Source organism: Dyadobacter endophyticus (assembly GCF_014641595.1).
Lineage (GTDB): Bacteria > Bacteroidota > Bacteroidia > Cytophagales > Spirosomataceae > Dyadobacter > Dyadobacter endophyticus.
Genome location: NZ_BMIA01000003.1, coordinates 689,949 through 715,338, shown reverse-complemented (window position 1 = coordinate 715,338; position 25,390 = coordinate 689,949). Strand labels below are relative to the sequence as shown.

The window sequence follows — 25,390 nt, the reverse complement described above, 5'->3', positions numbered from 1 at the left end:
TTAGGGTGACCTGCGGAGCCTTGCTTCTTCGAGATCCAGCTCGTGTTCTTTGGTCTTGATCATTTCGTTGGAGCAGGTTCTTTCCTCTCGTAATTTTAGTATTTCGTCCCTTTTTACATCGATAATTTCAAGTAACATCGTGCGGTATTTGCGCACGTAGCTGACCGACGTGTCGTCGTCAGAATGCAACAGTTTGTAGTCGGCCATTTCGATGATCTTTTCGTAGCGTTCTTTCAAAAGCCTGAACGGTTCGAAATCCTGTATTTCCCCGTCGTAATTGGATTTCATATAATCGAGGCTTACCGTCGCCAAACGAGAGTTCATCAGGGCATTCTCTCTTTCCAGGTTGTCGCCATTGTCTTCGATTTTGAGCCATTTGATTAAATAGGGCAGGCTAAGTCCCTGAAATACCAAGGTGAACAGGATTACAACAAATGTGATAAAAAGGAACAAATCCCGGTGGGGAAATGCCTTTCCATTTACCAATAAGGGTATGGCTAATGCAGACGCTAGTGAAACAACACCGCGCATTCCGCTCCATGCCACGATGAATACCGGCTGCCAGGCTGGCCTTACCTCTTTCTCACGAACAGACTTAAAAAGCATCCTTGGAATATAGGTACTTGGAAAAACCCAGATAATGCGGATCAGGATCGTGACGATGCTGATAATGACCGCATAACTTACCACTTCGGTAACCGTATATTCGTTTAGCCCTTCTATTACCTCGGGCAATTGCAGCCCGATCAGGATGAATACAATGCCGTTCAGGAGGAAAACCACTGTTTGCCATACGTAATTGGTTTGCATGCGCGACTGGTAAGTAAACAACTCATGCGCCCGGAAACTCAGGAATAGCCCGCCACTCACCACCGCCAGTACGCCCGAATAATGGAAATGTTCGGCTGTGACGTACATTAAATAAGGCGAGATAAATGTGAGCGCAGTGTCGATGCTTGGCGTGGTGGGAAAAAAACGGTGCACGACGTACAGCACATGTGCAATGGCGAGCCCGATGATGACGCCCATTGCTGCTACCATGAGAAAATCGGCGCCCGCCTTCCAGAGGACGAAATTGCCGGTTTCGATCGTCGCCAAGGCCACACGGAATACGATCAGTGAGGATGCGTCGTTTACAAGACTTTCACCTTCGAGAATCGTGACGACGCGTTTGGGGACTTTCAACCCGTGCAAAACAGAAGTAGCCGCTACGGCATCGGGCGGTGAGATGATACCCCCGAGCACAAAACCCATTGCTAATGTGAAACCTGGGATGAGCGCGTGCGTGATATACGCCACGGCAGTAGCTGTAAATACGACCAGCCCGATGGACAGCAGGCCGATCGCCCGCCTGGATGCCCAGAAGTCTTTCCAGGAAGTATTCCAGGCGGCTTCGTAAAGCAATGGCGGCAGGAAGATCAGGAAAACCCAGTCGGGTTCGAGCTGAATATGCGGCATTCCGGGAATGACGCCGATCAGCAAGCCTGCGATGACGAGGAAAATAGGGTAGGAAATACCAATCTTTTCGCTGAGCATCGTGAGCATCGATACTACAAAAAGGAGCGATATTATCAGCAGTAAATTTTCAAGGACCATATTCAGAAAACAGAAGTTCGAAGATATAAAACTATATAAATTGTAAAATCAACATGTAATAACTTTTGTGTGTGGTCGAGCACGCAAATGGAAATTTTGGTTTATATTAGCAGGAAATATTGCGGTTTTGCATTAACTTTAATGCCTTCAAGATCCCGGATCACTGGCATTATCAACAGAAAATCAACAAAAACAGTCATTCCATCACCTAATCCTTAATTGACAATGAGTACTTCTCGGAGAGATGTTTTGAAAATGGCGGGAGTTGCATTGGCAGGTAGTACATTACCAACCTTCGCAATTCTGAACCCCAATCGCGCTTTTGCAGGCGTAAACGCCGATACCCTCAAAGTAGGTTTGATCGGTTGCGGCGGCCGTGGATCGGGCGCTGCAAACCAGGCTTTGAAAGCCGATCCAAACGTGGTTCTGTGGGCAATGGGCGACATTTTCAAGGACAAAATGGACGCGTCGCTTGAAAACCTTACCAAAGTGCACGGGCCGAAAGTGAAAGTGGATGAAGGACGCAAGTTCATTGGGTTCGATGCTTTCAAAAAAGTATTGGACTCGGGTGTGGATGTGGTGCTGCTTGCTACGCCTCCTCATTTCCGTCCTGAGCACCTGACTGCTGCTATCAATGCAGGCAAGCACGTATTCTGCGAAAAACCTGTGGCGGTTGACGCTCCCGGTGTTCGCAAAGTGTTGGATGCAGCGAAATTGGCAAAACAAAAGAATGTATCCCTGATGTCGGGCTTCTGCTGGCGCTACCACGAGCCGAAACGTGCAAGCTTCGCGCGTATCCTCGACGGCGCGGTGGGCGACATCACGGCGATTTATAACACTTACGATACCGGTACCCTGTGGTCGTTCCCACGCGTATCCGGCTGGACAGACGCAGAATACGTGCTTCGCAACTGGACGTATTATACCTGGCTCGCCGGTGATCATATCGTAGAACAGGCTGTTCACAGTATCGACATGATGGCGTGGGCAATGGGTGGTAAGCTGCCGGTTTCGGTGGTAGGAACAGGCGGCCGTCAGGTTCGTACCGACTCGCTGTTCGGTAATATTTTCGACCACTTCTCGGTTGTTTACGATTACGACAATGGTGTGAAAGGCTTCCACCATTCACGTCAGCAGGCCAACTGCGAAAATAGCTATCTCGTACAAACGCTTGGTACCAAGGGAAGTGCGATGGTGAACTGCGCACGCAACGTGCACGAGATTACTGGTGCCAATCCATGGAAATATGAAGGTGTCCAAAACGATATGTACCAGACGGAGCATAATGAACTGTTTGCGTCTATTCGTAGCGGTAAGCTCATCAACGACGGCGAATTCATGGCACACAGTACCTTGACCGCCATTATGGGTAGAATGGCAGCCTATACCGGCAAACGCGTTACCTGGAATGAGGCTTTGAACTCTACCGAGAAGCTGGGACCTGATACTTACAGCTTCGACATGAAACCACCGGTTGTAGAGGTGGCCAAACCAGGTATCACTGCATTCTCCTGATACTTTATGCAAAGAAGAGATTTTCTTAAAAACACCGCCATGGCAGCATCTGCCGTGGCGGTAGGTTCCTCTGTCCTTTCTGCGGCAGAAGCGGCACCGGCAGCCGCACGCCCAATGGTGAAAAAGAGCTTGATGTGGGGGATGATCAAGGAAGATTTATCAGTAATGGACAAGTTTAAGTTACTGAAAGATCTGGGTTATGACGGTGTTGAGCTCGATTCTCCGGACAAACTGGATATGAAAGAGGTCCTTGCGGCCAGAGATAAAACCGGTTTGCTGATTCCCGGAACAGTAAATTCAATGCACTGGAAGCTGCCATTGTCTGATCCTGACCCAAAGAAGCGGGAAGAGTGCGTCAAGTCTATTGAAAAAGCATTGTGGGATACGAAGGAATATGGTGGCAGCACGGTGCTCGTTGTACCAGGAGTGGTGAACGCCTCTGTTACCTATGGTGAAGCCTATGAACGTTCTCAGGCAGAGATCCGTAAGTTACTCCCCATTGCTGAAAAAACAGGTGTCAAAATAGCTATCGAAAACGTTTGGAACCAGTTTTTGCTGAGTCCGTTGGAAGCAGCAAAGTTTGTTGATGACTTTAAGCATCCTATGGTTGGCTGGTACATGGATATCGGAAACGTACTTCGTTACGGCTGGCCGGTTTCCTGGATTGAAGCATTGAACAAACGTATTTTGAAGCTCCATTTGAAGGAATATAGCTTGAAAAAGCAAAATGACCTCGGTCTTTGGAAGGGTTTTGAAGTAGAGTTGATGGAAGGCGATTGCAACTGGGCCGAAGTAAATAAGGCATTGCAGAAAGTCGGCTACTCGGGCTGGGCTTCGGCCGAAGTTCCCGGCGGCGACCGCAAACGTTTATTGACCATCCGTGAGAAAATGGATCTGGTATTTAATGCGTAATTGCAGCTATTACAAATAGAAAGGAAGCCCGGTAATCCGGGCTTTTTTTGTGCCTTTTGTGTAGTATAGAAATGTGATTGGAAATTTTCAACTTGCGATCATACCAGCACACTATATCATATGTATTATGAATTCATAACATCCGAAAATTTACTTACTCACCCTATACCGCGCCCGTCCATAATACTTCAAAGTCGAGATCTTCAATTGCTTGTTCTTTAGAGCGATCAGCTTGTACTCCTTAAATTCTCCCTGCTTATCCAGAAAGCCCACAATGCAGGATTCTTTCTCGGGGCCCTTCCGCACTTCTACCTTGGGCATAATACCGAAATTCGGGATCGTTAGCGTGTCCTCGGCTTCCTGCGCCATGTATTCGATCTTCATCAGAAATTTGAAAGTCTGCTTCGTTTCGTAAACATCCACGGCCAGGCGCCAGTCGTTCAGGGGATCTTTGACTTTTTCGCTATAACTCGCTACGGGGCTGTTTTCGACTTTTTCGCGGGTAAGCGGAATGGTGTCGTTGATCGCTTTGCTCGGGTCGCCATTGTTGGAGGCGGAGTTTTCGTCGTTGTTTTTGGGTTTGTTGCAGCACAATAGTGCCAGAAAGAGTAAAAAGCTGTAATGCTTCATGTAAAATCGTCGAGGTTTGTTGATAGGCCTAGCTGTTTGCAATATACCTTTGTTATTTGCATTAAAAGAAATATTTTACTCAATGCATTATAAACAAATCATTACTAATCCTGCCCTTGCACTCCCCAATCTGATATGGCTTTAAATTATATTTTCGTTGCCTTTTTCGTAATCGCCTTTCTGATAGCATTCCTGCAATTCATCTTTACAGGTGATGTGCAAACCTTTAAAGCCATTACGGAAGGTATGCTCAAAATGGCCGAAACGGCTGTGATGGATATCGCATTGCCGCTCACGGGTGTGATGACATTCTTTCTGGGTATTCTCAATGTAGGCGAAAAAGCCGGTATCATCCAGGTCATCGCACGTTTAATAGGCCCTTTTTTCAACAAACTTTTCCCCGAGGTTCCAAAGGATCACCCGGCAAATGGCCAGATGATCATGAACTTTTCCGCGAATTTTCTCGGGCTGGATAATGCGGCTACGCCATTTGGTTTAAAGGCCATGCAGAGCCTTCAGGAACTGAACCCAAGCAAGGATACGGCGTCGAATGCACAGATCATGTTCCTCGTGCTGCATACTTCAGGCTTGCAGATCATCCCCCTGTCGATCATCGCCCAACGTGCGATCCTGGGCGCCGAAAGCCCTTCAGATGTGTTCATCCCGTGTGTAGTAGGCACGTACGTGACTACCGTAGTGAGTATGATTATCACGGCCACCTGGCAGAAGATCAACCTCTTCAACAGAACGGTGATGCTCGGCCTCGGCAGTGTGACCGCGATGATCGCAATTGTCTTGTGGTACTTGTCAGGCCTGCCGAAGGAGCAGATCGAGACAATTTCGGTCCTGGCGGGTAATTCAGTATTGCTTTTTGTAGTAGCGGGTTTCCTCGGATGGGGAATGTTTAAAAAAGTCAATGTTTTCGAAGCATTTATAGAAGGGGCCAAGGGCGGGTTTACGACCTCAGTCACGATCATTCCTTACCTGGTAGGCCTGCTGGTGGCGATCAGTGCCTTCCGTAGCTGCGGCGCGATGGATTATCTTATCGATGGTTTAAAATGGGGTTTCGCGGCCACGGGCGTCAATACCGACTTCACCGATGCATTGCCGGTCGCGCTCATGAAGCCTCTCAGCGGTAGTGGCGCGCGTGCGTTGATGATCGATGCCATGAAGCAATTCGGCCCCGATTCTTTCGTCGGAAGACTTGTATGTATTTTCAATGGATCGGCTGATACCACATTATATATCGTTGCACTTTACTTTGGGTCCGTCGGAATTAAGAACACGAGATATGCCATCGTAGCGGGCCTGATCGCCGATTTAATAGGTGTCGTAGCCGGAATTTGGCTTGGTTACCTGTTTTTCCACTGAGCCTGAAAGTATTCGGATAAATCGCCCTTTACCACGGAAATGCAACCGTCCGTACCAAATGGATGGTCGCATTTTGCGGTAAGCACTAATATTGATCATCTAACTCTAAACCGCTTATGTTTCATTCTTTACGCTATTCCGCACTGGTTTTGGCATTGTTTTGTGGAATGACAGTCCCGGAAACCGTCCAGGCGCAGCAAAATGTGAGTCAGCCGGCCAATACCTATTCGCTGGAAGATTGCATCCGGATCGCCCTGGAAACCAATCCGCAGGTTAAACAATCGGAAATTACCGTGCAGACCAACGGCAACACCTACGAGCAGTCGAAGTGGCAGCGGTGGCCGAGTATCAGTTTCAGCGCGAGCCAGGGTTTCCGGTCCGGTCGTAACATCGATCCGTTCACCAACCAATTCGTTCAGCAGAATGTGAGCTCCAACAATTACCAGCTCGGCGGGCAGGTGACGCTTTTCAGCGGTTTTCAGATCAGCAATAACATCAAATTCAATAATGCTAACTACCAGGCCAGCGCCAAAGACCTCGAGGCGACCCGCAACGACATTATGCTGAATGTGGCATTGAGTTACTTGCAGGTCGTTACCAATGAGGAACTGATCATGGTAGCGCAGCGGCAGGTGGACGCGTCTCTTTTGCAGGTTGAACGCACTGCCAAACTCGTGGAAGCAGGTACGCTGGCGGAAAGTAACCTTTTCGACCTGAAATCGCAGCTGGCCAACGACGAGCTTACACTGGTAAATGCCCAGAACAATCTCGAAACCGCCAAGCTGAATTTGAAACAATACATGAATATGCCAGGCAGCGAGGTGATCAATGTCGTGAAAATTCCGGTGAAGGATCCGACCATGCAGGCGTATGACGCTTCCATTCAGGAGATTTTTGAAACCGCATTGAACAATCTGCCACAAATGAAGGCCGCCAATATGCGGATCGAGGCTTCAAAAATCAATGTCGACCTGGCGAGAGGCGCGGGAATGCCGACACTGACTTTAAATGGCGGTATTTACACGGCCTATTCCAGCGCAGCGCCGAAGAAACGGTTTGTGGGGGACGGGACAGGAAACACAACCGTCATACTCCCTTCCGAGACCGACTTCGTTGTGATAGACAACAAGCAGGTTCCGATCATGCAGCGGGTGAGCGCACCAAACGGTTCCGTCCAGAATTTCCGCTATTTCAACCAGCTCGACTTCAACCGCAACTCAGCTATCAACCTGAATTTGTCGATCCCTATCTTCAACAATTTCAGGACGAAGTACAACGTGGCCAATGCGAAATTGCAGCAAAAGACCTACGAATACCAGGCCCAGCAGGTGCAGCTGACGATCCGCAAAAATGTAGAACAGGCTTATATAGATATGACAAATGCTGCCAAGCGTTACTCGGCGACTGTCAATCAGGTTAGGGCTTTGCAGGAAACTTTCCGCGTATCGCAGGTGCGTTTCGATGTGGGAGCCATTAATTCGGTCGAATACAATATCGCCAAAGCCAATCTCGACAGGGCGAATGGTAACCTGGTTCAAACCAAATATGATTATGTTTTCAGGACAAAAATCCTGGATTTCTATATGAACCGCCCGCTTTCCGATTTCTAGAATTCCCGTACTATCAGCAACCTATTTTTAAAAAATCGTAATCAAAAAAATATGGCACGTAAATCTTCGAAACAGATCTGGTGGATAACGGGGGGCGTCGTGGTGCTGCTTATCGGCGGGTTGTTTGGGGCCAAGCAGGCAGGCTATATCGGCAAACCCAAAACGACGGAAGTTGAGTACGCGGTCGTCAAAAAGTCGGATATCATCGAACGGGTAAGTGCGTCAGGAAAAGTGCAGCCGGAAGTTGAGGTAAAGCTCAGTCCGGACGTTTCAGGTGAGATCATCGCATTAAACGTGGCCGAGGGCGATTCGGTAGTAAAAGGGCAGCTGCTTTTGAAAATCCGCCCCGATAATTACGAATCACTAATGGCCCGGGCGCAGGCTGCCGTCAATTCGAGCAAAGCCAATTATGAGCAAACCAAAGCAATGGTAGCCCAGGCGGAGGCGCGGCTCGTTCAGGCGAAAGCCAATTTTGACCGGAATAAGAAGCTTTTTTCCGACAAGGTGATCTCCTCTGCCGATTTTGAGCAGTTCGCGTCCACTTTTGGCGTAGCACAGCAGGACGTTGAATCGTCGAAAGCGAATGTAGCGGCGGCGCTTTTCAATATCAAAAGCGCAGAGGCGAGTTTGCGCGATGCAGCCGAAAATCTTCGTAAAACCAGCATTTTTGCGCCCGTTAGCGGCATTGTCTCTTTATTGAATGTGGAAGCCGGCGAGCGTGTGGTAGGTACGTCGCAAATGGCTGGGACGGAGATGATGCGAATCGCGAACCTGGCCGATATGGAGGTCCGAGTGAATGTAAACGAGAACGACATTGTGCGGGTATCGATCGGCGACACTGCGGAGATCGACGTGGATGCTTACAGCTCGTCGGGTCGCAAGTTCAAGGGCGTTGTAAAAGAAATCGCGAACACGGCAGCGGGCCTGGCATCGCTTTCATCATCGTCGTCATCCGCGGCAAGCACGTCGGCCGATGCCGTGACGGAGTTTCAGGTGAAAGTAAAAATCCTCAATGAATCCTTCAAGGACCTGATGACCGCACGTTCGAAAAAATCCTACCCATTCAAACCGGGTATGACGGCATCGGTAGAGATCATCACAGAGCGCAAAAATGGCGTGGTTTCGGTGCCCATTGCTGCGGTTACCACGCGTGGAGGTACTCCGCAAGTGATCCCGGGCTCAGGCGATGGTTCCAACAACAACGCCCCCGCAAGCGATGAGGACGACAAGAAGCCTAAGAAGCAGGAAGTGATTAAGGAAGTGGTGTTTATCGATGTGAAGGGTAAGGCTGAAATGAAGGAAGTGAAGACGGGTATCAGCGACTTTGAGAACATCGAAATCCTTTCGGGGCTGAAACCCGGCGACAAGATTATCTCTGGGCCATATATAGCGGTGTCCAAAAACCTCAACAACGGTGACCTCGTCGAAAAAAAGAAGGAAGATCCGAAAAAAGATGGGAAAAAATCAAATGAAAACCCGAACTGATGCGTTGTAAAAAAGTAATAAGTTCGATTTAGTTTAGGTTAAAAAGGAAAATCCTTGCGGCTTTGCTGCAAGGATTTTTTATTTTCAGCTATTTTGGCCCCATATTTCAGCCAAATTCTGACATTCCCGCCCAATGAGTTTTTTAAATCATACTAAAATTGCCGTGATAGGCGGAGGGAGCTGGGCGACCGCGCTTATCAAAATCCTTTGCGAACAAAATCATGTTCAGATTCGCTGGTGGCTCCGGAACCAGAAGGATATCGACCATATCCGGAAATTCAACCACAACCCGAGTTACCTCAGCGATGTGGTGCTTTCTCCGAAAAAAGTAAAGGTTTTTGAGAAAACCACCGACGCGGTAAAAGGGGCAGACTACATTATTCTGGCCGTTCCAGCCGCATTTATTCAGGAATCCTTGCAGCATTTGTCGGCAAAGCATTTGCAGGGTAAGCGCATTGTTTCGGCCATTAAAGGCATGGTGCCAGGCCAGAATGCCCTCGTTACCGATTGGGCTGCCGAGGCTTTTGGGATTGAAATGAAAGATACCTGCGTGATCGCCGGCCCATGTCATGCCGAGGAAGTTGCTTTGGAAAAACAATCGTACCTCACAATCGCTTCCACAGAATGCCCGACGGCGGAAAATTTTGCGGAATTGATGACCTGCCGCTATGTCACCGCCAATGCGGTGGACGATCTTTATGGTGTCGAATATGCTGCCGTGATGAAAAACATTGTCGCGCTCGCGTGCGGAATCACGCACGGGCTTGGCTATGGCGATAATTTCCAGGCCGTGTTGGTATCCAATGCCATGCAGGAAATCGGTAGCCTGGTAACGGCCCTCGACCCCCGTGAGCGCAACCTGAGTTCATCGGCTTACCTGGGCGATTTGCTTGTTACGGCGTATTCGCAGTTCAGTCGTAACAGATTGTTCGGAAATATGATTGGTCGTGGTTACAGCGTCAAAGCGGCGCAGCTGGAAATGAAAATGATTGCCGAAGGTTATTATGCCACCAGGAGTATTCAGGAACTGAACAAGACTTATCACGTTAATTTGCCCATTACCCACGCGGTTTACAGCATTCTTTACGAAGAGCAGGCACCTGCTGCGGTGATGAACGAATTGAAGAAGTTGCTCAAATAATAGCCTTTTTTCGGTTCTAAACGGTATTCTGCGAAACGTTCAACCTATCTTTTAATCCATGCTACAATACAAAAAGCAATCTAAATGGCTGGCTGCCACCATGCTGCTGGGCTCTTTGGTAATGACATCCTGCGGTTCGAAACAGACGGAAACGGCTGAGGACAAGAAACTGGATTCGCTCGCGAATGAGAAAGAATTTGTCTTTGGCGATCAGCGCCCGTTCCCGCAATGTCACGCATCCACGCTCGTGCGGCTCGATGACGGACAATTTCTGATAGCATGGTTTGGCGGCACGGAAGAAAAGAACCCTGACGTGGGTATCTGGCTTTCAAAAGGACGTCCCGGCCATTGGAGCGCACCGGTCGAAGTGGCTAAAATCCGTGAGGACGCGCACTGGAACCCGGTTTTGCAGAAAACTGCCGACGGTAAAGTGATTTTGTATTTTAAAGTAGGGAAGGAGATCGCGCAGTGGGAAACGTGGGTGAAAACTTCTTCCGATAATGGTGAAACCTGGTCGGATGCTTATGAGCTTGTCAAAGGTGACAAAGGCGGAAGAGGCCCGGTGAAGGATAAGTTGATTGAGCTTTCAAACGGCGACTGGCTGGCGGGCGCTTCCAATGAAGTGAACCGCTGGGAGGTATTTGTAGACCGCAGCACGGATAAAGGTAAAACCTGGACAGCGAGCCCTTATTTCAAGATCGATACGATGGAAATCAAAGGGAAAGGCGCTATCCAGCCTACCTTATGGGAATCGGAGCCGGGGAATGTGCATATGCTCGTGCGTACGACCGGGGGCGTGATCGGGCGCAGCGATTCGAAGGACAATGGTAAAACCTGGTCGACCATTAAAAAGACCTCATTGCCCAACCCGAACAGCGGTATCGACCTGGCCAAGCTGGCAGACGGCAGCCTTGTACTCGCCTACAATCCCGATGACCACAACTGGGGCTCCCGCTCACCACTTTCATTGATTCTTTCCTATGACGATGGCCAGAACTGGACCGACAAGATCGACATTGCTACCGGCAAGAAAGAGGACGAGTACTCCTATCCGGCGGTGATCAGCTGGGGCGACTCGGTGGCGGTTACTTACACTTATAACCGCCGTAAAATCGCATTCTGGACAGGTAGCAAGAAAGATATTGTCGAACTGGCGGCAAAGAAGAAATAGTTAATAGCCCCGCAGCTCGATATCGTAAGACTCCATCATTTCAACACGCTTACCCATCTTTTTCTGGATAATCTTGAAATGGTGGACGTCTTCGGGGCAAATGAGTGAAATTGCTTCACCCGGATTTTCGGCCCGGCCCGTCCGGCCAATGCGGTGGACGTAATCCAAGGGCGATCTCGGCAGCTCGAAATTGATCACGTAAGGCAAAAACTGAATGTCGATCCCCCGTGAAGCGAGATCGGTTGCCACGAGCACATTCAGCTTCCCCGTTTTAAACTTGTTCAAAGCCTCGGTGCGTGCACCCTGGCTTTTTTTGCTATGCATGGCCATAGCGTCTACACCGTTCTTTTTCAGCTTTTCGATGAGGTTGTCTGCCGTCCGCGTGGCTGAAACGAACACCAGCACCTGCTTCATTTGCTGCGATTTAATCAAATATCTCAACAGCGGGCCCTTGCGGTCGGGGTCGACGAAGTAGCCAGTCTGCTTAATCAGGTCCAGGTTTTGTTCTTCCTCCGCTATCTCGATCCGCAACGGGTTTTTCAGTTGATTTTTATTGATCTTATCTACTTCATCGCCCAAAGTAGCTGAGAAAAGAATGCTTTGGCGGTTTTTGGGAAGCAGGAAGAAGATGTCGCGCATTTCGTCGGCAAAGCCCATATTCAGCATCTTATCAGCCTCGTCAAGCACCAGAATGCGCGTTTCTGAAAGACTTAGCGCTTTAAAGGAAATCAGTTCGAGAAGTCTTCCCGGCGTAGCCACCAGGATTTCCACATGCTGCAACGCGATCATTTGCGGATTAATAGACACCCCTCCGAACACTGCCAGCGTTTTTACCTTACGTGGGAGCCTTTCACCGAATGTCTGGAACACCACGCCGATCTGAACCGCCAGCTCGCGTGTTGGGACGAGTACCAATGCAGTAATGTGCCGGTTTTTGGCAGGAGGCATCTTTTGAAATGATTCGAGAATAGGCAGAACGAAACTTGCCGTTTTCCCGGAGCCTGTTTTGGCGATGCCGAGCACATCATTTCCCTTCAAAATGGCTGGAATTGCGGCCTGCTGAATCGGATACGGTTGAGTATAATTCTGTTCAGCGATGGTTTTTAGTAATGGTTCGGACAATCCAAGCGATTGGAAGGAAGTTGCGTTCTCCGGCATGCGGTCATTTTGTTTTGTGATTGGTGCAAAGATAGGACTACCTGAGCAAAAGCTACCTGTCGGGCCGCCCGCTACAAACTTTCTATCACCAGCCTTTATAACAACCATGTCATACAACCGCAGGGAATTCCTTCAACATTTGGGAATAGGCGCCTTACAATTGGGCGTAATAAGCGCTATTCCGGCTTCGGCCTGGGCATCTTCGCTCAGCTACGGCCAATTGCCGCGCAGCTCGCCGGAGTCACAGGGAATGTCGGCCAAAGGTATTCTGGACTTTGCTAATGCCGTGGAGGCAGATCGATTGAACTTGCACAGCCTGATGGTCCTCCGACAAGGAAAAGTGGTAGCCGAGGGCTGGTGGGCACCCTATGCCCCCGATTTGAAACATACATTATACTCTCTCAGTAAAAGTTTCACTTCCAGCGCTATTGGCTTTGCCGTGGCCGAGGGCAAGCTAAAAGTGGATGACAAAGTCATTTCGTTCTTTCCGGAAGACAAACCTGCAACCGTGAGCGCCAACCTGGCAGCGATGCGCGTCCGCGATCTGCTTAGTATGTCGACAGGCCACGATAAGGACACGACAGGCAAACTGCGTGAATCCGGCAGCGACAACTGGGTGAAGTCGTTTCTCGCACAGCCGGTCGAGCACGAGCCGGGGACATTCTTTGTGTACAATAGCGGTGCTACTTATATGCTGTCGGCCATCATTCAAAAATTGAGCGGCCAGACACTGCTCGAATACCTCAAACCGCGCCTTTTTCAGCCGCTCGTGATCGAGGATGTGGATTGGGAAGTGGATCCGAAGGGCATTAATACGGGCGGTTGGGGGTTAAGGGTGAAAACGGAGGATATTGCTAAATTTGGGCAGTTGTATCTGCAAAAAGGCGAATACAATGGCAAACGCATTCTTCCCGCCGCGTGGGTAGAGGAAGCTACGCGCTCGCATATTATGTCGAAAGGCAGCAACCGCAAGCCCGAGGACGACGACTGGCAGCAAGGCTATGGTTACCAGTTCTGGCGTTGCCGGAACGGTGCCTATCGCGGCGACGGTGCTTTCGGGCAATATTGCATTGTGATGCCGAAGGAGGATATGGTAGTGGCCATTACCAGCGAGACCGGCGACATGCAGGCCATTTTGAACCACGTGTGGAACCATATACTACCAACTGTGAAGGCGACTGGTGTTCCAGCCGACAAAGGCATTCAGTCCGAAATGCAAAAGAAGCTGGGCTCACTCGCATTGCCGCTTACGCCCGGAAAACCGGCTTCCGATCTTGCTGCAAAAATGAATGGCAGGTCTTTTAAACTGGCGGAGAATGAATTGAAAATTAACAAGGTATCCTTCGAATTTGATAAAGGCTGGTGCTTGTTCCGCGTCACCGACGACAAGGGCGAGCACCTCGTGGTAAATGGTTTGGGCAACTGGAAAATCGGTCTTACCGATTTGTCGACTCTGCCACTCAAACTCGTACTAACCCCCGTTCCCGGCGAGAAGAAAACCAAAATCGCCGCCAACGGCGCCTGGATCGACGACACGACATTCGAGATGACATGGCGTTTCATCGAAACCGCCCATTACGAGACTGTACGGTGCAAATTTGAAGGAGATAATTTGCAGGTTGAGTTTAAAAGGAGCCTTGCGATTATCGGCAATACGAAAGACCCCCGGCCGGTTTTGAGTGGCAAGGCGATTGCGTGATCTCATACTCGAAAGTTTTTCATATCATTAGCATTCAAATTTTTAACAAAAACCACAATATGAAAAAGAACATTTTCCTGGCCCTTTTGATGACGGCGATTGCATTCGGGGCGAATGCGCAAAAATTCAGGGGACTGGATAAGAGCCCGCGTGATATCGCGTATTTCCCGGACCATTTTGCGCATGATCGCAAAGAGGGCGAAAAGGCATTGGTGAAGATTTCGTACAGTCGGCCGTTTTTGAATGGACGTGAAATTTTTGGTAAAAAAGAACCTTACGGTAAGGTCTGGCGCCTGGGCGCGGACGAATCAACGGAGATCAGATTTTATGAGGATGCGACTTTCGGTGGCAAAAAAGTGAAAGCGGGCACTTACTCGCTGTTTGCAATTCCGAACGAAAAGGAATGGACCATCATTCTCAGCTCCGACGTCGACTACTGGGGCGCTTTCAAATACAAGGAAGCTAACGACGTGCTGCGCGTGACGGCGCCGGTAAAAAAGGCAGATGCTCCGATCGAAAACTTTTCGATTGTATTTGAAAAGGTTTCCGATAAGTCGGCGAAGCTGTTCCTGGGTTGGGAGACAACAATCGTAGAAGTGCCGGTGTCGTTCTGAGGTGGCACGGTTCTTTCTCCGCGTCGATATCTCAACTAATGGATTTATCATATGGTAGATATCAATGATCAGATCGAACAATTTTTTGAAGCATACGAAAAGCGGTTTGCCGAAGGGTTGGCCGGCAATGCGGTAGCGGAAGGCACTGCCACCGCATTCGCCGATTTCTTCGTCGAAGCGAGCCCGATGGGAATTATAGGCGGCAAAAACGATCAGGATTTCCTCGACCGTGTACCGAAAGGCTATGATTTTTACCGGTCCATCGGTATTACCAAAATGGAAATCAGGCAGCTGGACATTACCGAGCTGAATGAGCTGCATCACATGGTGGAAGTGTATTGGGAGTCGTTTTATGAAAAGGACGGCGAGCCGGGTTCCATCGAGTTCAGCGTGATCTACTTCCTGCAACATTTGAATGAGACGCTAAAAGTGTTTGCATACATTACCGGTGATGAGCAAGCTGTTTTGAAGGAAAGAGGGCTTGTATAGCCGACGGATACTGGGTTATTAATGTAAAAAGCTGGTTGGGAGTTTTGAAGCTCCTCACCAGCTTTTTACATTGCTGGCCTCGAATTGAGAGCAGCGGGGCCGTTTTTGTCAAATTTGGAAAGAGTTTTAAAAAGTTTTCAAGGTTTTTCTTGGAAAAATATACCAATCAGTATATTTTTGTCATGTGAATTCCGATTCACAAAAAACGCCGGCAGAACACCGGTTTTAATTTTCGAAAATAAAATACCGATTGGTATATTTAAACTTTAAAAAGCAATGAAAACTACTGGAAACACCATATTGATCACTGGCGGAAGTGCCGGTATCGGTTTAGAATTCGCAAAAGCATTTTCTGCAAAAGGTAACCACGTGATCATCACCGGTCGCAATGAGGAACGTTTGCAAAAAGCGGCTACGCAGCTTACCAATGTAACACCAATTGTTTTCGATGTGGTCGATAAGGCATCTACTGATGCGTTTGTGGCCCGTCTGGAAAATGAATTTCCCGAACTGAATGTCGTGATCAACAATGCAGGCAAAGCATCCTACTACCGTCTGGACGGTGAAGCGGACGCGGCAACGCTGGCCGAGGAAGAAATCGTTACCAACTACCTGGCCATTATCCGTCTGAACCAGAAGTTGCTGCCATTGCTGAAAAAAGCAGACGAAGCTGCCATTGTAACGGTTTCGAGCATCGCTGGCCTTGTTCCGAACCACTTTCTGCCTACCTATGCAGCAAGCAAAGCCGCATTGCACTCCTACACGCAATCGCTTCGCATTACGCTTGGTCAATCAACCAACATCCAGGTATTCGAAATCCTGCCTCCACTGGTGGACACCGAGTTCTCAGCTGAAATTGGTGGCGCAACCAACGGTATACCAGCCAAACAAGTAGCCGACGAACTCGTGGAAGCGTTTGAAAACAATACTTACGAAATCCTGACGGGCCGTACTGCCGACGTTTTCAACCTCTTTTTGAGCAATCCGGCAGCCGCTTTGCAGGCAATGAACCCGGGTGTAGACCTCCAAACTGCCTGAGGAGCCAGTCATAGAATGTAACCTTCAATTCACAAAAATCACATCCGACATGAGACAGAAAATCGCTTTCGCCATGATTATGGGAGTTGTTACGACGGGGATAATTTCCTTCGCTTTGATTTCTGTAAATATTGGATTTGTTGCCAATTTTTTGGTGATTTGGCTCAAATCTTGGAGCATGTCGTATCTGATCGTCATCCCGGCAATCCTGCTGATTGGCCCGAAGGTGCAGAAAATGGTCGACGATATCTTCAAAGATACACTGACTCAGGAGGTTGACTAAACGCTCCTGATGTCTTGGATCAAACAACCAAACTGTATGAAAAGAGTAGTAGTTACCGGCCTGGGGGTTATTTCTCCGCTGGGGAATTCTGTGGACGAATTCTGGCAAAATATTGTAGATGGTAAAAGCGGTGCTGCTACCATTACGAAAATAGACGTTTCCAAATTCAAAACGCAGTTCGGCTGCGAAGTGAAAGACTTCAAGCCCGAAGATTATATCGAGAAGAAAGAGATCAAAAAATACGACTTGCATACCCAATACGCGATTGCGGCGTCGGACACGGCGATTAAAGATGCCGGACTGGATTTCGCGAATATCGATGTGGAAGACCGTTATGATATGGGCGTGATTTGGGCGACAGGAAACGGCGGGATGGGCACTTTTGAAGACCAACTGCTGGAATTTCACGCTTCGGGCGGCATACCGCGTTTCAATCCCTACTTTATTCCCAAAATGATTGTGGACATTGCGGCGGGCGTTATCTCGATCCGCCACAAGCTGCATGGGCCCAACTATTGTACCGTTTCGGCCTGTGCCTCTTCCAACACGGCATTGATCAGCGCGTTCGATACGATCCGCATGGGTAAAGCTAAACTGATGGTCGCCGGTGGTTCGGAGGCGGCCATCATTTATTCTGCATTGGGCGGTTTCAGCGCAGCGCAGGCACTTTCCAAAAGAAACGACGATCCGACAACCGCTTCCAGGCCATTTGACAAAGACCGTGACGGTTTTGTCATGGGCGAAGGCGCGGCGGCATTGATCCTCGAAGACCTGGAATATGCCAAAGCGAGAGGCGCCAAAATATATGCCGAAATCGTCGGCGGCGGCATGGCTGCCGATGCTTATCATCTCACCGGTACGCCTCCAGACGGTATGGGAGCCGCATTAGGCATGAAAAAGGCCCTGAAAGAAGCGGGTATTACAGCCGACAAGATCGACTACGTGAATGCGCACGCGACTTCAACCGGATTGGGCGATATGAGCGAGCTGCAAGGCATGAAAACCGTGTTCGGGGATCATCCGGTGGCGATCAGCGCTACCAAATCGATGACCGGCCACTTGTTGGGCGCGGCGGGAGCACTGGAAAGCATCGTTTGTGCCCTGGCGGTGAAGAACGATATCATTCCGGGTACGATTAATACCGAAAACCTCGACGAGGCGATTCCCGAAGGCATGAATATCGTGCTCGGCAAATCGCTGAACCAGACCGTGAATTACGCGCTGAACAACACCTTCGGTTTCGGTGGGCATACGGCGACTTCCATATTCAAAAAATATACGGAGTAGGGCATTGCCTTACTCTGTGATTTCCGAAAGGATTTCTACTACCCCGTTTTCATCGTTGCTTTTGGCGATGAAACGGGCTATTTTTTTGATATCCGGGTGCGCATTCGCCATGGCGTAGGAGTAATGTGCCTTTTCGAGCATTTCGAGGTCGTTGAGGTAATCGCCGAAAACCATTGTCTGCCCTGCAGTGACATTGAATTTTTCCTGCAAAACTTCCATTGCACGACCTTTGTTGGCCTTTTTGTGCGAAATATCCAGCCAGATCGGCCCGGAGACTTTCACTTGCAGGTCTTCTTCGTATTTTTTATAATGCGGGTAGCTGTTCACTTCGGAACCGGCCAGATCGCACAATGTGAATTTCAGAAACTGATCGTCGGTGATTTCGAGCAGGTCGTTCACCACCTCATATCTTTCAAAATAGAGTTTGAGGTGATTGATAAACTCCTCATCGTCATTTTCAACGTAGGCCTTTTTCTTCCCGCAAATGATCGGATAAGTGTTTTTGATCTTTCTTGAAATCAATATCAGCTCGCGGGTAATCTCGGGATCGACGGCCTGAATGTGGATTTCTTCACCTTTAAAAACGACATAACTGCCATTTTCTGCGGCAAAAATGACCTCGTCCTTTACCGCATCGAGCGTTTTGGCGAGGTTGAAATACTGACGACCGCTGGCTGCTACAAAAATGATCCCGTGATCTTTGAGTTTTCTGAAAACGGGAAAAAAGGATTCGTGGATTTCGTGTTTGGAGTTCAAAAGCGTACCGTCCATATCGGTAGCCACCAGCCGGATGTCGGAAAATGTCATACTTGATTAAATATTGCCTTATCAATCAAGCCAAATAAGCCGACTATGGTTCCTCTTTTACTGCTTTTTTAGAATAACCTGTATTGCACGCCCACCCGGACGACGCGCATGTAGAGCTCGGTAGGGCCGCCTGCCCAGCCGTTAAGCCAGTTCGTAACCCCGTGCGAGTAATTGACGGTCAGGCCGAGCCGTTTGCCGGATATTTTCGCCTCGATCCTGGGACGGAAGTCAAGCCCAGGTGCGAGGCCATCGCGGTCGGCGTGTTGGTCATCTTCGAATATGTCGCGTATAACGAGACGGCTGGAACTGCTCAGACCTATACCTAAATCTGCACCGCCGCGGAGCGAAAGGTTCAGATCCTCGGCCAATGGAAAATTATACCCTGCACTTGGGAAAATGTTGATGAAATGATTCCTGGTAATGCTATACGCGTTTTCGGTATTGAAGATCATATCGTCGATCTGGTATTGTTCGATATTGATCCGTGTACGGAGGTTCTCGTAGCCGGCTTCCAGTCCCAACAGGAAGTGATTTTTGTACTCGTGCTGCACAGCCAGGCTTGCACCGTAAGTAGCAGCGGGCACGCTGCCCAGATAGCTGGCTTCGCGCATAGCGCAATTACAGAAAGGACCACCAGTACTGGACGAAGTCGTCTTTTCCGCGCTCGGACCGGCAAAGCGCGAAATTCCGCTGTTAAGTCCGACAGAAAAGGTGGTGCGCTGCGCAAGACTGATCTTGCAAAACAATAGGAATGGAAGGACGTAAAGAATTTTCATGGACCTGGGTTTTTGGAATGGAAACTGTCTGATTGACACGATAGGTTAACCAACGGTTGCATTCTGAAAAAGTTAATTTTCGAAGATCAATATTACTTTCAGGGAAAATGGCACGAACCCGACTGCATTTTTTGCTGTTTCAAAATCACGGTCCACACCACATCGACAGCCTGATGAAATTTTCAAAGTACTACCTCACCGCATTTATTTCGTTTCTGATCTGGGGCTTTTTTAGTCTGGCCCTCAAACCATTGAAGGGTTATCCGTCGCTCGATATCCTTTTTTACCGCGTGTTCATGTGTGCTGCTGTGATGGCGGTGATCAGCTTGTTTGTACGGGTGAAAGTGCTGAGAGACAGCATTGCGGCATTTAAAGCAATGCCTGTGGCGCGGAAACGGCAGGTGGCATTCCTCACGTTGATCGGCGGCGTGCTGCTGACCGCCAACTGGTTTTTCTTCATTTATGTGATGAACCACATCAGCGTGAAAGCCGCCTCGTTCGCATATCTCGTCTGCCCGATCATGACGACCGTGATCGCGTTTTTCGTGCTGGATGAAAAACTGAGTAAATGGCAATGGACGGCCGTATTGCTAAGCGTATTGAGTTGTATATTGTTGTCATTTAATAACATAGCCGATATTTTGTATAGCCTGATTGTAGCGGCTTCCTATGCACTCTACCTCGTTAGCCAGCGCAAGAATACGGGGATCGACAAGTTCCTCGTGCTCACGATCCAGATTATTTTCTCGGCATTGCTACTGCTGCCTTTTTATCCAAAATATAGCGCCGCGCTGCCGACAGAGGCTTCATTTTACATACTGATCACACTGATAGCCGTCGTTTTTACGATCATTCCGCTGTTTATGAATCTGTACGCATTGCAGGGGGTAACCTCATCGACAATGGGTATTTTGTTGTATATCAATCCATTGATGAACTTCGCCATTGCACTGTTCTACTTCCACGAACCCATCAACACTACGCAGATCACGGCCTACTCGCTGATCCTGCTATCGATCATCATTTTCAATGAGCGGTTTATCTTCGGTCGGAGACGTGCCGCCGTCGCCTGATTTGCGGTAAGCAGCCGAGCGGATAAAACCGCCGAAATGGAAGGTTTCAAGTGTCAAATGATAGTCGTTACGGTCAAAAAGTGTTGGCATATCAGGCAATTGATCGGCTTCCACATGACTAATATTTTTGAAGAATAAATACATAGACCGCAACAAGGCTTTCTGCCACAGGCGGTTCAGGTCTTTGTCTATATGAAAGTCGGTAAAAAGCCATAATGCACCGTTTTCAAGCATATTATTCAATTTTTGAAAGACTGTCCGTGCACGCTCAGGACTAAAATTGTCGAAAAGAAAGGGCGTCATCACGACCTCGTAGGCCGCGGAAGCGAGGTAATCTTCAATGGCTGCGTGGATGAATGTGACCTTGTTGTCTCTCAAATCCTTTTTTTGGGCAAGGTCCAGCATATTTGAAGAGATTTCCACATAATCAATCGTCAATCCGGACGGACAAACTCTTGCAATTTCTTCCAGTATCCAGCCCGTTCCTCCGCCTACGATGAGCATGCGTGCGGGAGGCGTCAGGAGCGGCAATAGCGATTGCTGCGCACGGATGATGGCTTTGCCGAATATCAGCCTGCTTAGCCTGTCATAGTTTCCGGCAATGCGGTCGTAGTTGTTTACCATGGCTTAGTGCAGGTGTTGGTGTGCGAAAAAGCTTCCGGCTATCCCGCATAATGCTTTTACGAGCAACAAACCGTCGATCACAATGAGGTAGAACAAAATGCTTTGCCGCCGCTGAAGAGAAAATGCGACAGCGAGCAGGCAAACAAACGGCACCATATTGAAGAGTATCGTGGGAATGCCGAAATGTTGGTAAATCGCAAATGCAAGAAAAGCAAACAGCCCGATGAGCAGAAGGGGTATCAGCACGACATAGATCGTATTCCGAAGGCCCATCCTTACCGCAAATGTTTTCAACTGAATATTCGCGTCATCCTCATAGTCCTTCATATCGAACATAATGGCGTTTACGGTGCAAAACATCCAGTTTTTGGTAAAAAGCCAGAGCATGAGCAAAGGCTCCGCGGCCGTGATGTCCTGCTCGATTTTCAATGCCGCCACCGGGAAAAGGTTCACGCATCCGGCCCATACGAACCCGATCACAAATGCTTTCAGCCAGCCTGTCCGCCTCAGGTTAAAGGAAATGAGCGATTTTGGAAGTAAGCCATAATACAGCACTGCTGCCAGCGGCACCACCGACAAAACCAGCCAGAAATGGAGGGGGAAATGCAATAGCCCATTGAGATTTTGTACCAGGTACCAACTTCCCAGTAGCGCACAAATGCTGAACAGAATCACCTGGCTGATTCGCACGAACCGGTAATGCAACCGGTACCATTCCGTTCTCGGGTTGGCAGAAACTTTCGGAACAACCGGCCCTGAATAGGCAATGGTGTAATAAAAAACCGTCGTGCAGAACAGTAGAATGTAATAGGCAGGGGAGTTGAGCGGGATGTTAAGCTGAAAGGCAGTTTCAACGGATAATGCCACCGCCAGTAATCCAACGAAGTAATTGGCAAAAAATACGAATGCAGTAATCCTGTTTAACATATCTGCCTGTGAACCAGCGTCCGGTGAATGCCTGGCATTGGAATAATATAATTAAAATATCAATTTAGAATTTTTTAAGAGCGTGTGGAAAGCATCATATCGATTTCCTACATTAGGCAACGATATTTCTTAAACCACCAATTACATGAAAAAAATCTATTTGCTCCTGACCCTTTGTCTTTCGAGCCAGGCCAATTTTGTTTTTGCGCAAAGTAAAGAGCCGGTCAGGAAAGACCCGGTGGTTGAAAACATCGTGAAGGAAGCGACCGAAAATTCACAACTTGAAAAATTAGGCCATGAGCTGATGGACGTCATCGGGCCCAGACTCGTGGGATCGCCCCAAATGCAGCAGGCGCACGAATGGGCCGTGGCCAAATACAAAGGCTGGAATATCACGGCAAAAAATGAAAAATGGGGTGAATGGCGCGGTTGGGAGCGCGGTGTGTCGCATATTGATATGGTGGCACCGCGTGTGAAATCACTCGAAGGAATGCAACTTGCGTGGAGCCCGGGAACGAACGGCAAAACGGTAACTGCCGAGGTAGTGATCCTGCCCGACGTGGCTGATTCGGTAGCGTTTCAGAAATGGCTGCCGTCCGCAAAGGGTAAATTTGTGCTTATCAGCATGAATCAGCCCACCGGCCGACCGGATTATAACTGGCAAGAATTTGGCACCAAGGAGTCGTTCGAGAAAATGAAGAAGGAACGCGAGGCGCAAACCGAAGCCTGGGCTAATCGTTTGAAAAAAACTGGCTACACTTCCCGGGCATTACCGCTTGCATTGGAGAAGGCTGGTGCGGCAGGTGTGGTAATGTCGTATTGGTCAAAGGGTTTTGGGGCTAATAAAATTTTTGGGGCTTATACCAAAGCCATTCCGACGGTTGATATTTCGCTCGAAGATTACGGATTGCTTTACCGCCTGGCCGAATCGGGGCATACACCGAAGATCAGCGTGCGTGCGGATGCGAAAGAAACGGGAGTAAGTCAGACATTCAATACGGTAGGGGAGATCAAAGGCACCGAAAAGCCAAACGAATACGTAATTCTCTCCGCGCATTTCGACTCATGGGATGGCGGAACGGGTGCTACCGACAATGGTACCGGCACGCTGGTGATGATGGAAGCCATGCGTATTCTGAAAAAAGTATATCCCAATCCCAAGAGAACTATTCTCGTAGGACACTGGGGAAGCGAGGAGCAGGGGCTGAATGGCTCCCGCGCATTCGTGGAAGACCACCCCGAAATTGTTCAGAATATCCAGGCAGTATTTAATCAGGATAATGGCACGGGTAGGGTGGTTAACCTCTCCGGGCAAGGCTTTTTAAATGCCTATGAATACATTTCCCGCTGGCTTTCCAAAGTCCCCGAACCGATCCGCACGCCTATCGAGACCAAATTCCCCGGAGCTCCCGGCACCGGCGGCTCCGATTTCGCGTCGTTTGTAGCGGCTGGCGCTCCGGCGTTTTCACTCAGCTCGTTGAACTGGTCGTACGGCACCTATACCTGGCATACCAACCGGGATACTTATGATAAGATCGTGTTCGACGACGTTCGGGGCAATGCGATCCTGGCAGCGATCCTGGCTTACCAGGCCAGCGAGGATCCTGCTAAAACATCTCGCGAAAAAAGCATTTTACCCGTCGACGCGAAAGGTGTACCCGGCACATGGCCCGAGCCACGCAAGCCCACACGCCGCGGCGGACTGGATTAATTTCCCCGTAACCTATTTTTGAAAGCAAAGGCATATATTGTCTTTGCTTTTTTTATTAAACCGAATTCCCGACACCATGCAAATAGCGATCATACACGAGCCAGACGAAGACATTCTGATCATCCGCCCATTCGGCCAGGATGCCGGGCCCGCCAATCAAGAGATGTTTAAAGGAGAGAAAGGGGAATTGTGGTGGTATTCTTCGAAAGAGCTGTGGGTAGGATTGGGGAAAACTCCTAAACTTCCTGCGATCACGAAAATTTTCCGGTCAGTTTTTTTCAAAAGAAAAGACCGCTGGCCGTCGCACATTACCCTCGACGCACGCGGGCGTGACGCAGCGTGGGTTGGTAATGCGGTGAATGGCATTGTGTTGGGCGGTTATGACCTGCAACTGTACAAGACCGAACCGAAAGTAGTGAGTGAGTTTTTCAAATCGGGTATACTCTCGATTTTGGCTGATGAAGGTTCGGAGGTCAAACTGTCGGCGGAGAATGCTTTGAAAACGGCTTTAGTGCAAATGCGCATGATGGACCTGATGAATGCACCTTCCAATTATAAAAAACCTGCAACACTGGCCGAATGGGCCCGGAAGTCCGGAGCGGAGAACGGGTATTCGGTTGAGATATTGGAGAAAAGTCAGCTGGAAGAGCAAGGTATGCACGCACTGCTGGCTGTGAATAAGGGGAGCGACGAGCCACCTGTAATGATCGTTTCGGAATACAAACCGCAGCATTATACTCAAACAGTGGCGCTTGTGGGCAAAGGCGTCACATTCGATACGGGCGGTATTTCCATCAAACCCTCGGCCAATATGCATTTGATGAAAAGCGATATGGGGGGTGCAGCGGCGGTTTTGGGCACGGTTGAGTTGGCTGCGCAGCTGAAACTGCCGGTTCGAATTATCGGTGTGATACCATCTACGGAAAATTCCGTCGATGGCTCGGCGATGAAGCCGGGTGATGTAATCGGTTCTTACGCAGGTAAAACCATCGAGGTGATCGATACCGACGCGGAGGGTAGGCTTATTCTTGCCGACGGCCTGAATTATGCCGTCAAACAATATCAGCCGGATGTACTCATCGACCTGGCGACGCTCACGGGTAGCATCATCCAGACGCTTGGTTACGAGGCAGCAGGGCTTTTTACACCCAATGACAATCTTGCGGCGGCGCTCACCGAGGCAGCCGATGAAACCGGGGAGCGTTTGTGGCGCCTGCCGGTTTGGGATGAATACAAGGAAGAGGTCAGCTCCGATATTGCGGATGTAAAGAACTACCATGGTAAACCACTCGCCGGCGCGATTGTGGCAGCCAAATTTCTGGAAGTATTTACCGACGGGCACCAGGCATGGGCGCACCTGGACATCGCGGGTACTGCATTCGGAGATACCGAGTTTGCACCCGGCCGAGCCGGAACGGCCTATGGTGTCAGGCTGCTGATCGCTTACCTGACTAAGCTGGGCGGCTAACAACG

Annotated in this window: 23 protein-coding genes; 16 read left to right on the top strand and 7 right to left on the bottom strand. The window is 49.2% G+C overall.

What is annotated here, in order from left to right:
- Nucleotides 1–1,596 carry a Na+/H+ antiporter gene (locus IEY24_RS22690; protein ID WP_188936316.1) on the bottom strand — a complete coding sequence of 532 codons (1,596 nt, stop codon included), beginning with the start codon at nucleotides 1,594–1,596 and terminating at the stop codon, nucleotides 1–3.
- Between the two features lie 255 nt (nucleotides 1,597–1,851).
- On the opposite strand from IEY24_RS22690, the gene IEY24_RS22685 reads away from it, so the two are divergent.
- Both IEY24_RS22685 and IEY24_RS22680 read left to right on the top strand, forming a co-directional pair.
- Nucleotides 1,852–3,111, top strand: coding sequence for a Gfo/Idh/MocA family protein (locus tag IEY24_RS22685; RefSeq protein ID WP_188937342.1), 1,260 nt, complete (start codon nucleotides 1,852–1,854; stop codon nucleotides 3,109–3,111).
- Nucleotides 3,112–3,150: 39 nt separating this feature from the next.
- Entirely contained in the window at nucleotides 3,151–4,023 is an 873-nt protein-coding gene (locus tag IEY24_RS22680) for a sugar phosphate isomerase/epimerase family protein (RefSeq protein ID WP_229222904.1), read from the top strand.
- Nucleotides 4,024–4,173: 150 nt separating this feature from the next.
- Here the strand turns inward: IEY24_RS22680 and IEY24_RS22675 are convergent, their stop codons facing one another.
- Nucleotides 4,174–4,653, bottom strand: coding sequence for a hypothetical protein (locus IEY24_RS22675; RefSeq protein WP_188936311.1), 480 nt, complete (start codon nucleotides 4,651–4,653; stop codon nucleotides 4,174–4,176).
- Nucleotides 4,654–4,788: 135 nt separating this feature from the next.
- On the opposite strand from IEY24_RS22675, the gene IEY24_RS22670 reads away from it, so the two are divergent.
- The 5 genes from IEY24_RS22670 to IEY24_RS22650 all read left to right on the top strand — a co-directional run bounded on the left by IEY24_RS22670 (nucleotide 4,789) and on the right by IEY24_RS22650 (nucleotide 11,431).
- Nucleotides 4,789–6,024 (top strand): nucleoside recognition domain-containing protein, encoded by a 1,236-nt coding sequence (locus tag IEY24_RS22670; RefSeq protein ID WP_188936309.1) that lies wholly within the window; start codon nucleotides 4,789–4,791, stop codon nucleotides 6,022–6,024.
- Between the two features lie 116 nt (nucleotides 6,025–6,140).
- Nucleotides 6,141–7,634, top strand: a complete 1,494-nt coding sequence (locus tag IEY24_RS22665) for a TolC family protein (RefSeq protein WP_188936308.1) — start codon at nucleotides 6,141–6,143, stop codon at nucleotides 7,632–7,634.
- A 51-nt stretch (nucleotides 7,635–7,685) separates the two neighbouring features.
- Nucleotides 7,686–9,119, top strand: coding sequence for an efflux RND transporter periplasmic adaptor subunit (locus tag IEY24_RS22660; protein WP_188936306.1), 1,434 nt, complete (start codon nucleotides 7,686–7,688; stop codon nucleotides 9,117–9,119).
- Nucleotides 9,120–9,252: 133 nt separating this feature from the next.
- The gene (locus tag IEY24_RS22655) at nucleotides 9,253–10,260 is read left to right on the top strand and encodes an NAD(P)H-dependent glycerol-3-phosphate dehydrogenase (protein WP_188936304.1); all 1,008 of its coding nucleotides are present in this window, start codon (nucleotides 9,253–9,255) and stop codon (nucleotides 10,258–10,260) included.
- Between the two features lie 58 nt (nucleotides 10,261–10,318).
- Entirely contained in the window at nucleotides 10,319–11,431 is a 1,113-nt protein-coding gene (locus IEY24_RS22650; protein ID WP_188936302.1) for a sialidase family protein, read from the top strand.
- Here the strand turns inward: IEY24_RS22650 and IEY24_RS22645 are convergent, their stop codons facing one another.
- Entirely contained in the window at nucleotides 11,432–12,589 is a 1,158-nt protein-coding gene (locus tag IEY24_RS22645) for a DEAD/DEAH box helicase (protein ID WP_188936300.1), read from the bottom strand.
- Nucleotides 12,590–12,695: 106 nt separating this feature from the next.
- On the opposite strand from IEY24_RS22645, the gene IEY24_RS22640 reads away from it, so the two are divergent.
- The 6 genes from IEY24_RS22640 (at nucleotide 12,696) to fabF (ending at nucleotide 17,999) form a co-directional block, all read left to right on the top strand.
- Nucleotides 12,696–14,288, top strand: a complete 1,593-nt coding sequence (locus tag IEY24_RS22640; RefSeq protein WP_188936298.1) for a serine hydrolase domain-containing protein — start codon at nucleotides 12,696–12,698, stop codon at nucleotides 14,286–14,288.
- Nucleotides 14,289–14,347: 59 nt separating this feature from the next.
- On the top strand, nucleotides 14,348–14,902 hold the full coding sequence (locus IEY24_RS22635; RefSeq protein WP_188936296.1) for a DUF2911 domain-containing protein: 555 nt from the start codon (nucleotides 14,348–14,350) through the stop codon (nucleotides 14,900–14,902).
- 51 nt (nucleotides 14,903–14,953) lie between these two features.
- Nucleotides 14,954–15,391, top strand: coding sequence for a DUF6841 family protein (locus IEY24_RS22630; protein WP_188936294.1), 438 nt, complete (start codon nucleotides 14,954–14,956; stop codon nucleotides 15,389–15,391).
- A 276-nt stretch (nucleotides 15,392–15,667) separates the two neighbouring features.
- Nucleotides 15,668–16,429 carry an SDR family oxidoreductase gene (locus tag IEY24_RS22625; protein ID WP_188936292.1) on the top strand — a complete coding sequence of 254 codons (762 nt, stop codon included), beginning with the start codon at nucleotides 15,668–15,670 and terminating at the stop codon, nucleotides 16,427–16,429.
- 49 nt (nucleotides 16,430–16,478) lie between these two features.
- Nucleotides 16,479–16,712, top strand: a complete 234-nt coding sequence (locus tag IEY24_RS22620) for a DUF2798 domain-containing protein (protein ID WP_188936290.1) — start codon at nucleotides 16,479–16,481, stop codon at nucleotides 16,710–16,712.
- Between the two features lie 36 nt (nucleotides 16,713–16,748).
- Entirely contained in the window at nucleotides 16,749–17,999 is a 1,251-nt protein-coding gene (gene fabF / locus IEY24_RS22615) for a beta-ketoacyl-ACP synthase II (protein WP_188936288.1), read from the top strand.
- Between the two features lie 9 nt (nucleotides 18,000–18,008).
- Here the strand turns inward: fabF and IEY24_RS22610 are convergent, their stop codons facing one another.
- Nucleotides 18,009–18,806: an HAD family hydrolase gene (locus IEY24_RS22610; RefSeq protein WP_188936286.1), complete on the bottom strand. Its 798-nt coding sequence runs from the start codon at nucleotides 18,804–18,806 to the stop codon at nucleotides 18,009–18,011.
- A 68-nt stretch (nucleotides 18,807–18,874) separates the two neighbouring features.
- A complete protein-coding gene (locus IEY24_RS22605) occupies nucleotides 18,875–19,582 on the bottom strand; it encodes an outer membrane beta-barrel protein (protein ID WP_188936284.1) in 708 nt (235 codons plus the stop codon).
- A 107-nt stretch (nucleotides 19,583–19,689) separates the two neighbouring features.
- Here IEY24_RS22605 and IEY24_RS22600 point away from each other — a divergent pair, with 107 nt between their 5' ends.
- On the top strand, nucleotides 19,690–20,655 hold the full coding sequence (locus tag IEY24_RS22600; RefSeq protein WP_229222902.1) for an EamA family transporter: 966 nt from the start codon (nucleotides 19,690–19,692) through the stop codon (nucleotides 20,653–20,655).
- Here IEY24_RS22600 and IEY24_RS22595 read toward each other — a convergent pair.
- Entirely contained in the window at nucleotides 20,593–21,279 is a 687-nt protein-coding gene (locus IEY24_RS22595) for a class I SAM-dependent methyltransferase (RefSeq protein ID WP_188936282.1), read from the bottom strand. The two genes, IEY24_RS22600 and IEY24_RS22595, sit on opposite strands and share 63 nt — an antisense overlap.
- Nucleotides 21,280–21,282: 3 nt before the next feature.
- A complete protein-coding gene (locus tag IEY24_RS22590; RefSeq protein WP_188936280.1) occupies nucleotides 21,283–22,206 on the bottom strand; it encodes a UbiA family prenyltransferase in 924 nt (307 codons plus the stop codon).
- 145 nt (nucleotides 22,207–22,351) lie between these two features.
- Between IEY24_RS22590 and IEY24_RS22585 the strand changes: the two genes are divergently transcribed.
- Complete coding sequence (locus tag IEY24_RS22585) at nucleotides 22,352–23,917, top strand: M20/M25/M40 family metallo-hydrolase (RefSeq protein WP_188936278.1); 1,566 nt, start codon at nucleotides 22,352–22,354, stop codon at nucleotides 23,915–23,917.
- A gap of 76 nt (nucleotides 23,918–23,993) precedes the next feature.
- A complete protein-coding gene (locus IEY24_RS22580; protein ID WP_188936276.1) occupies nucleotides 23,994–25,385 on the top strand; it encodes a leucyl aminopeptidase family protein in 1,392 nt (463 codons plus the stop codon).
- The last annotated feature ends 5 nt before the right edge of the window (nucleotides 25,386–25,390 follow it).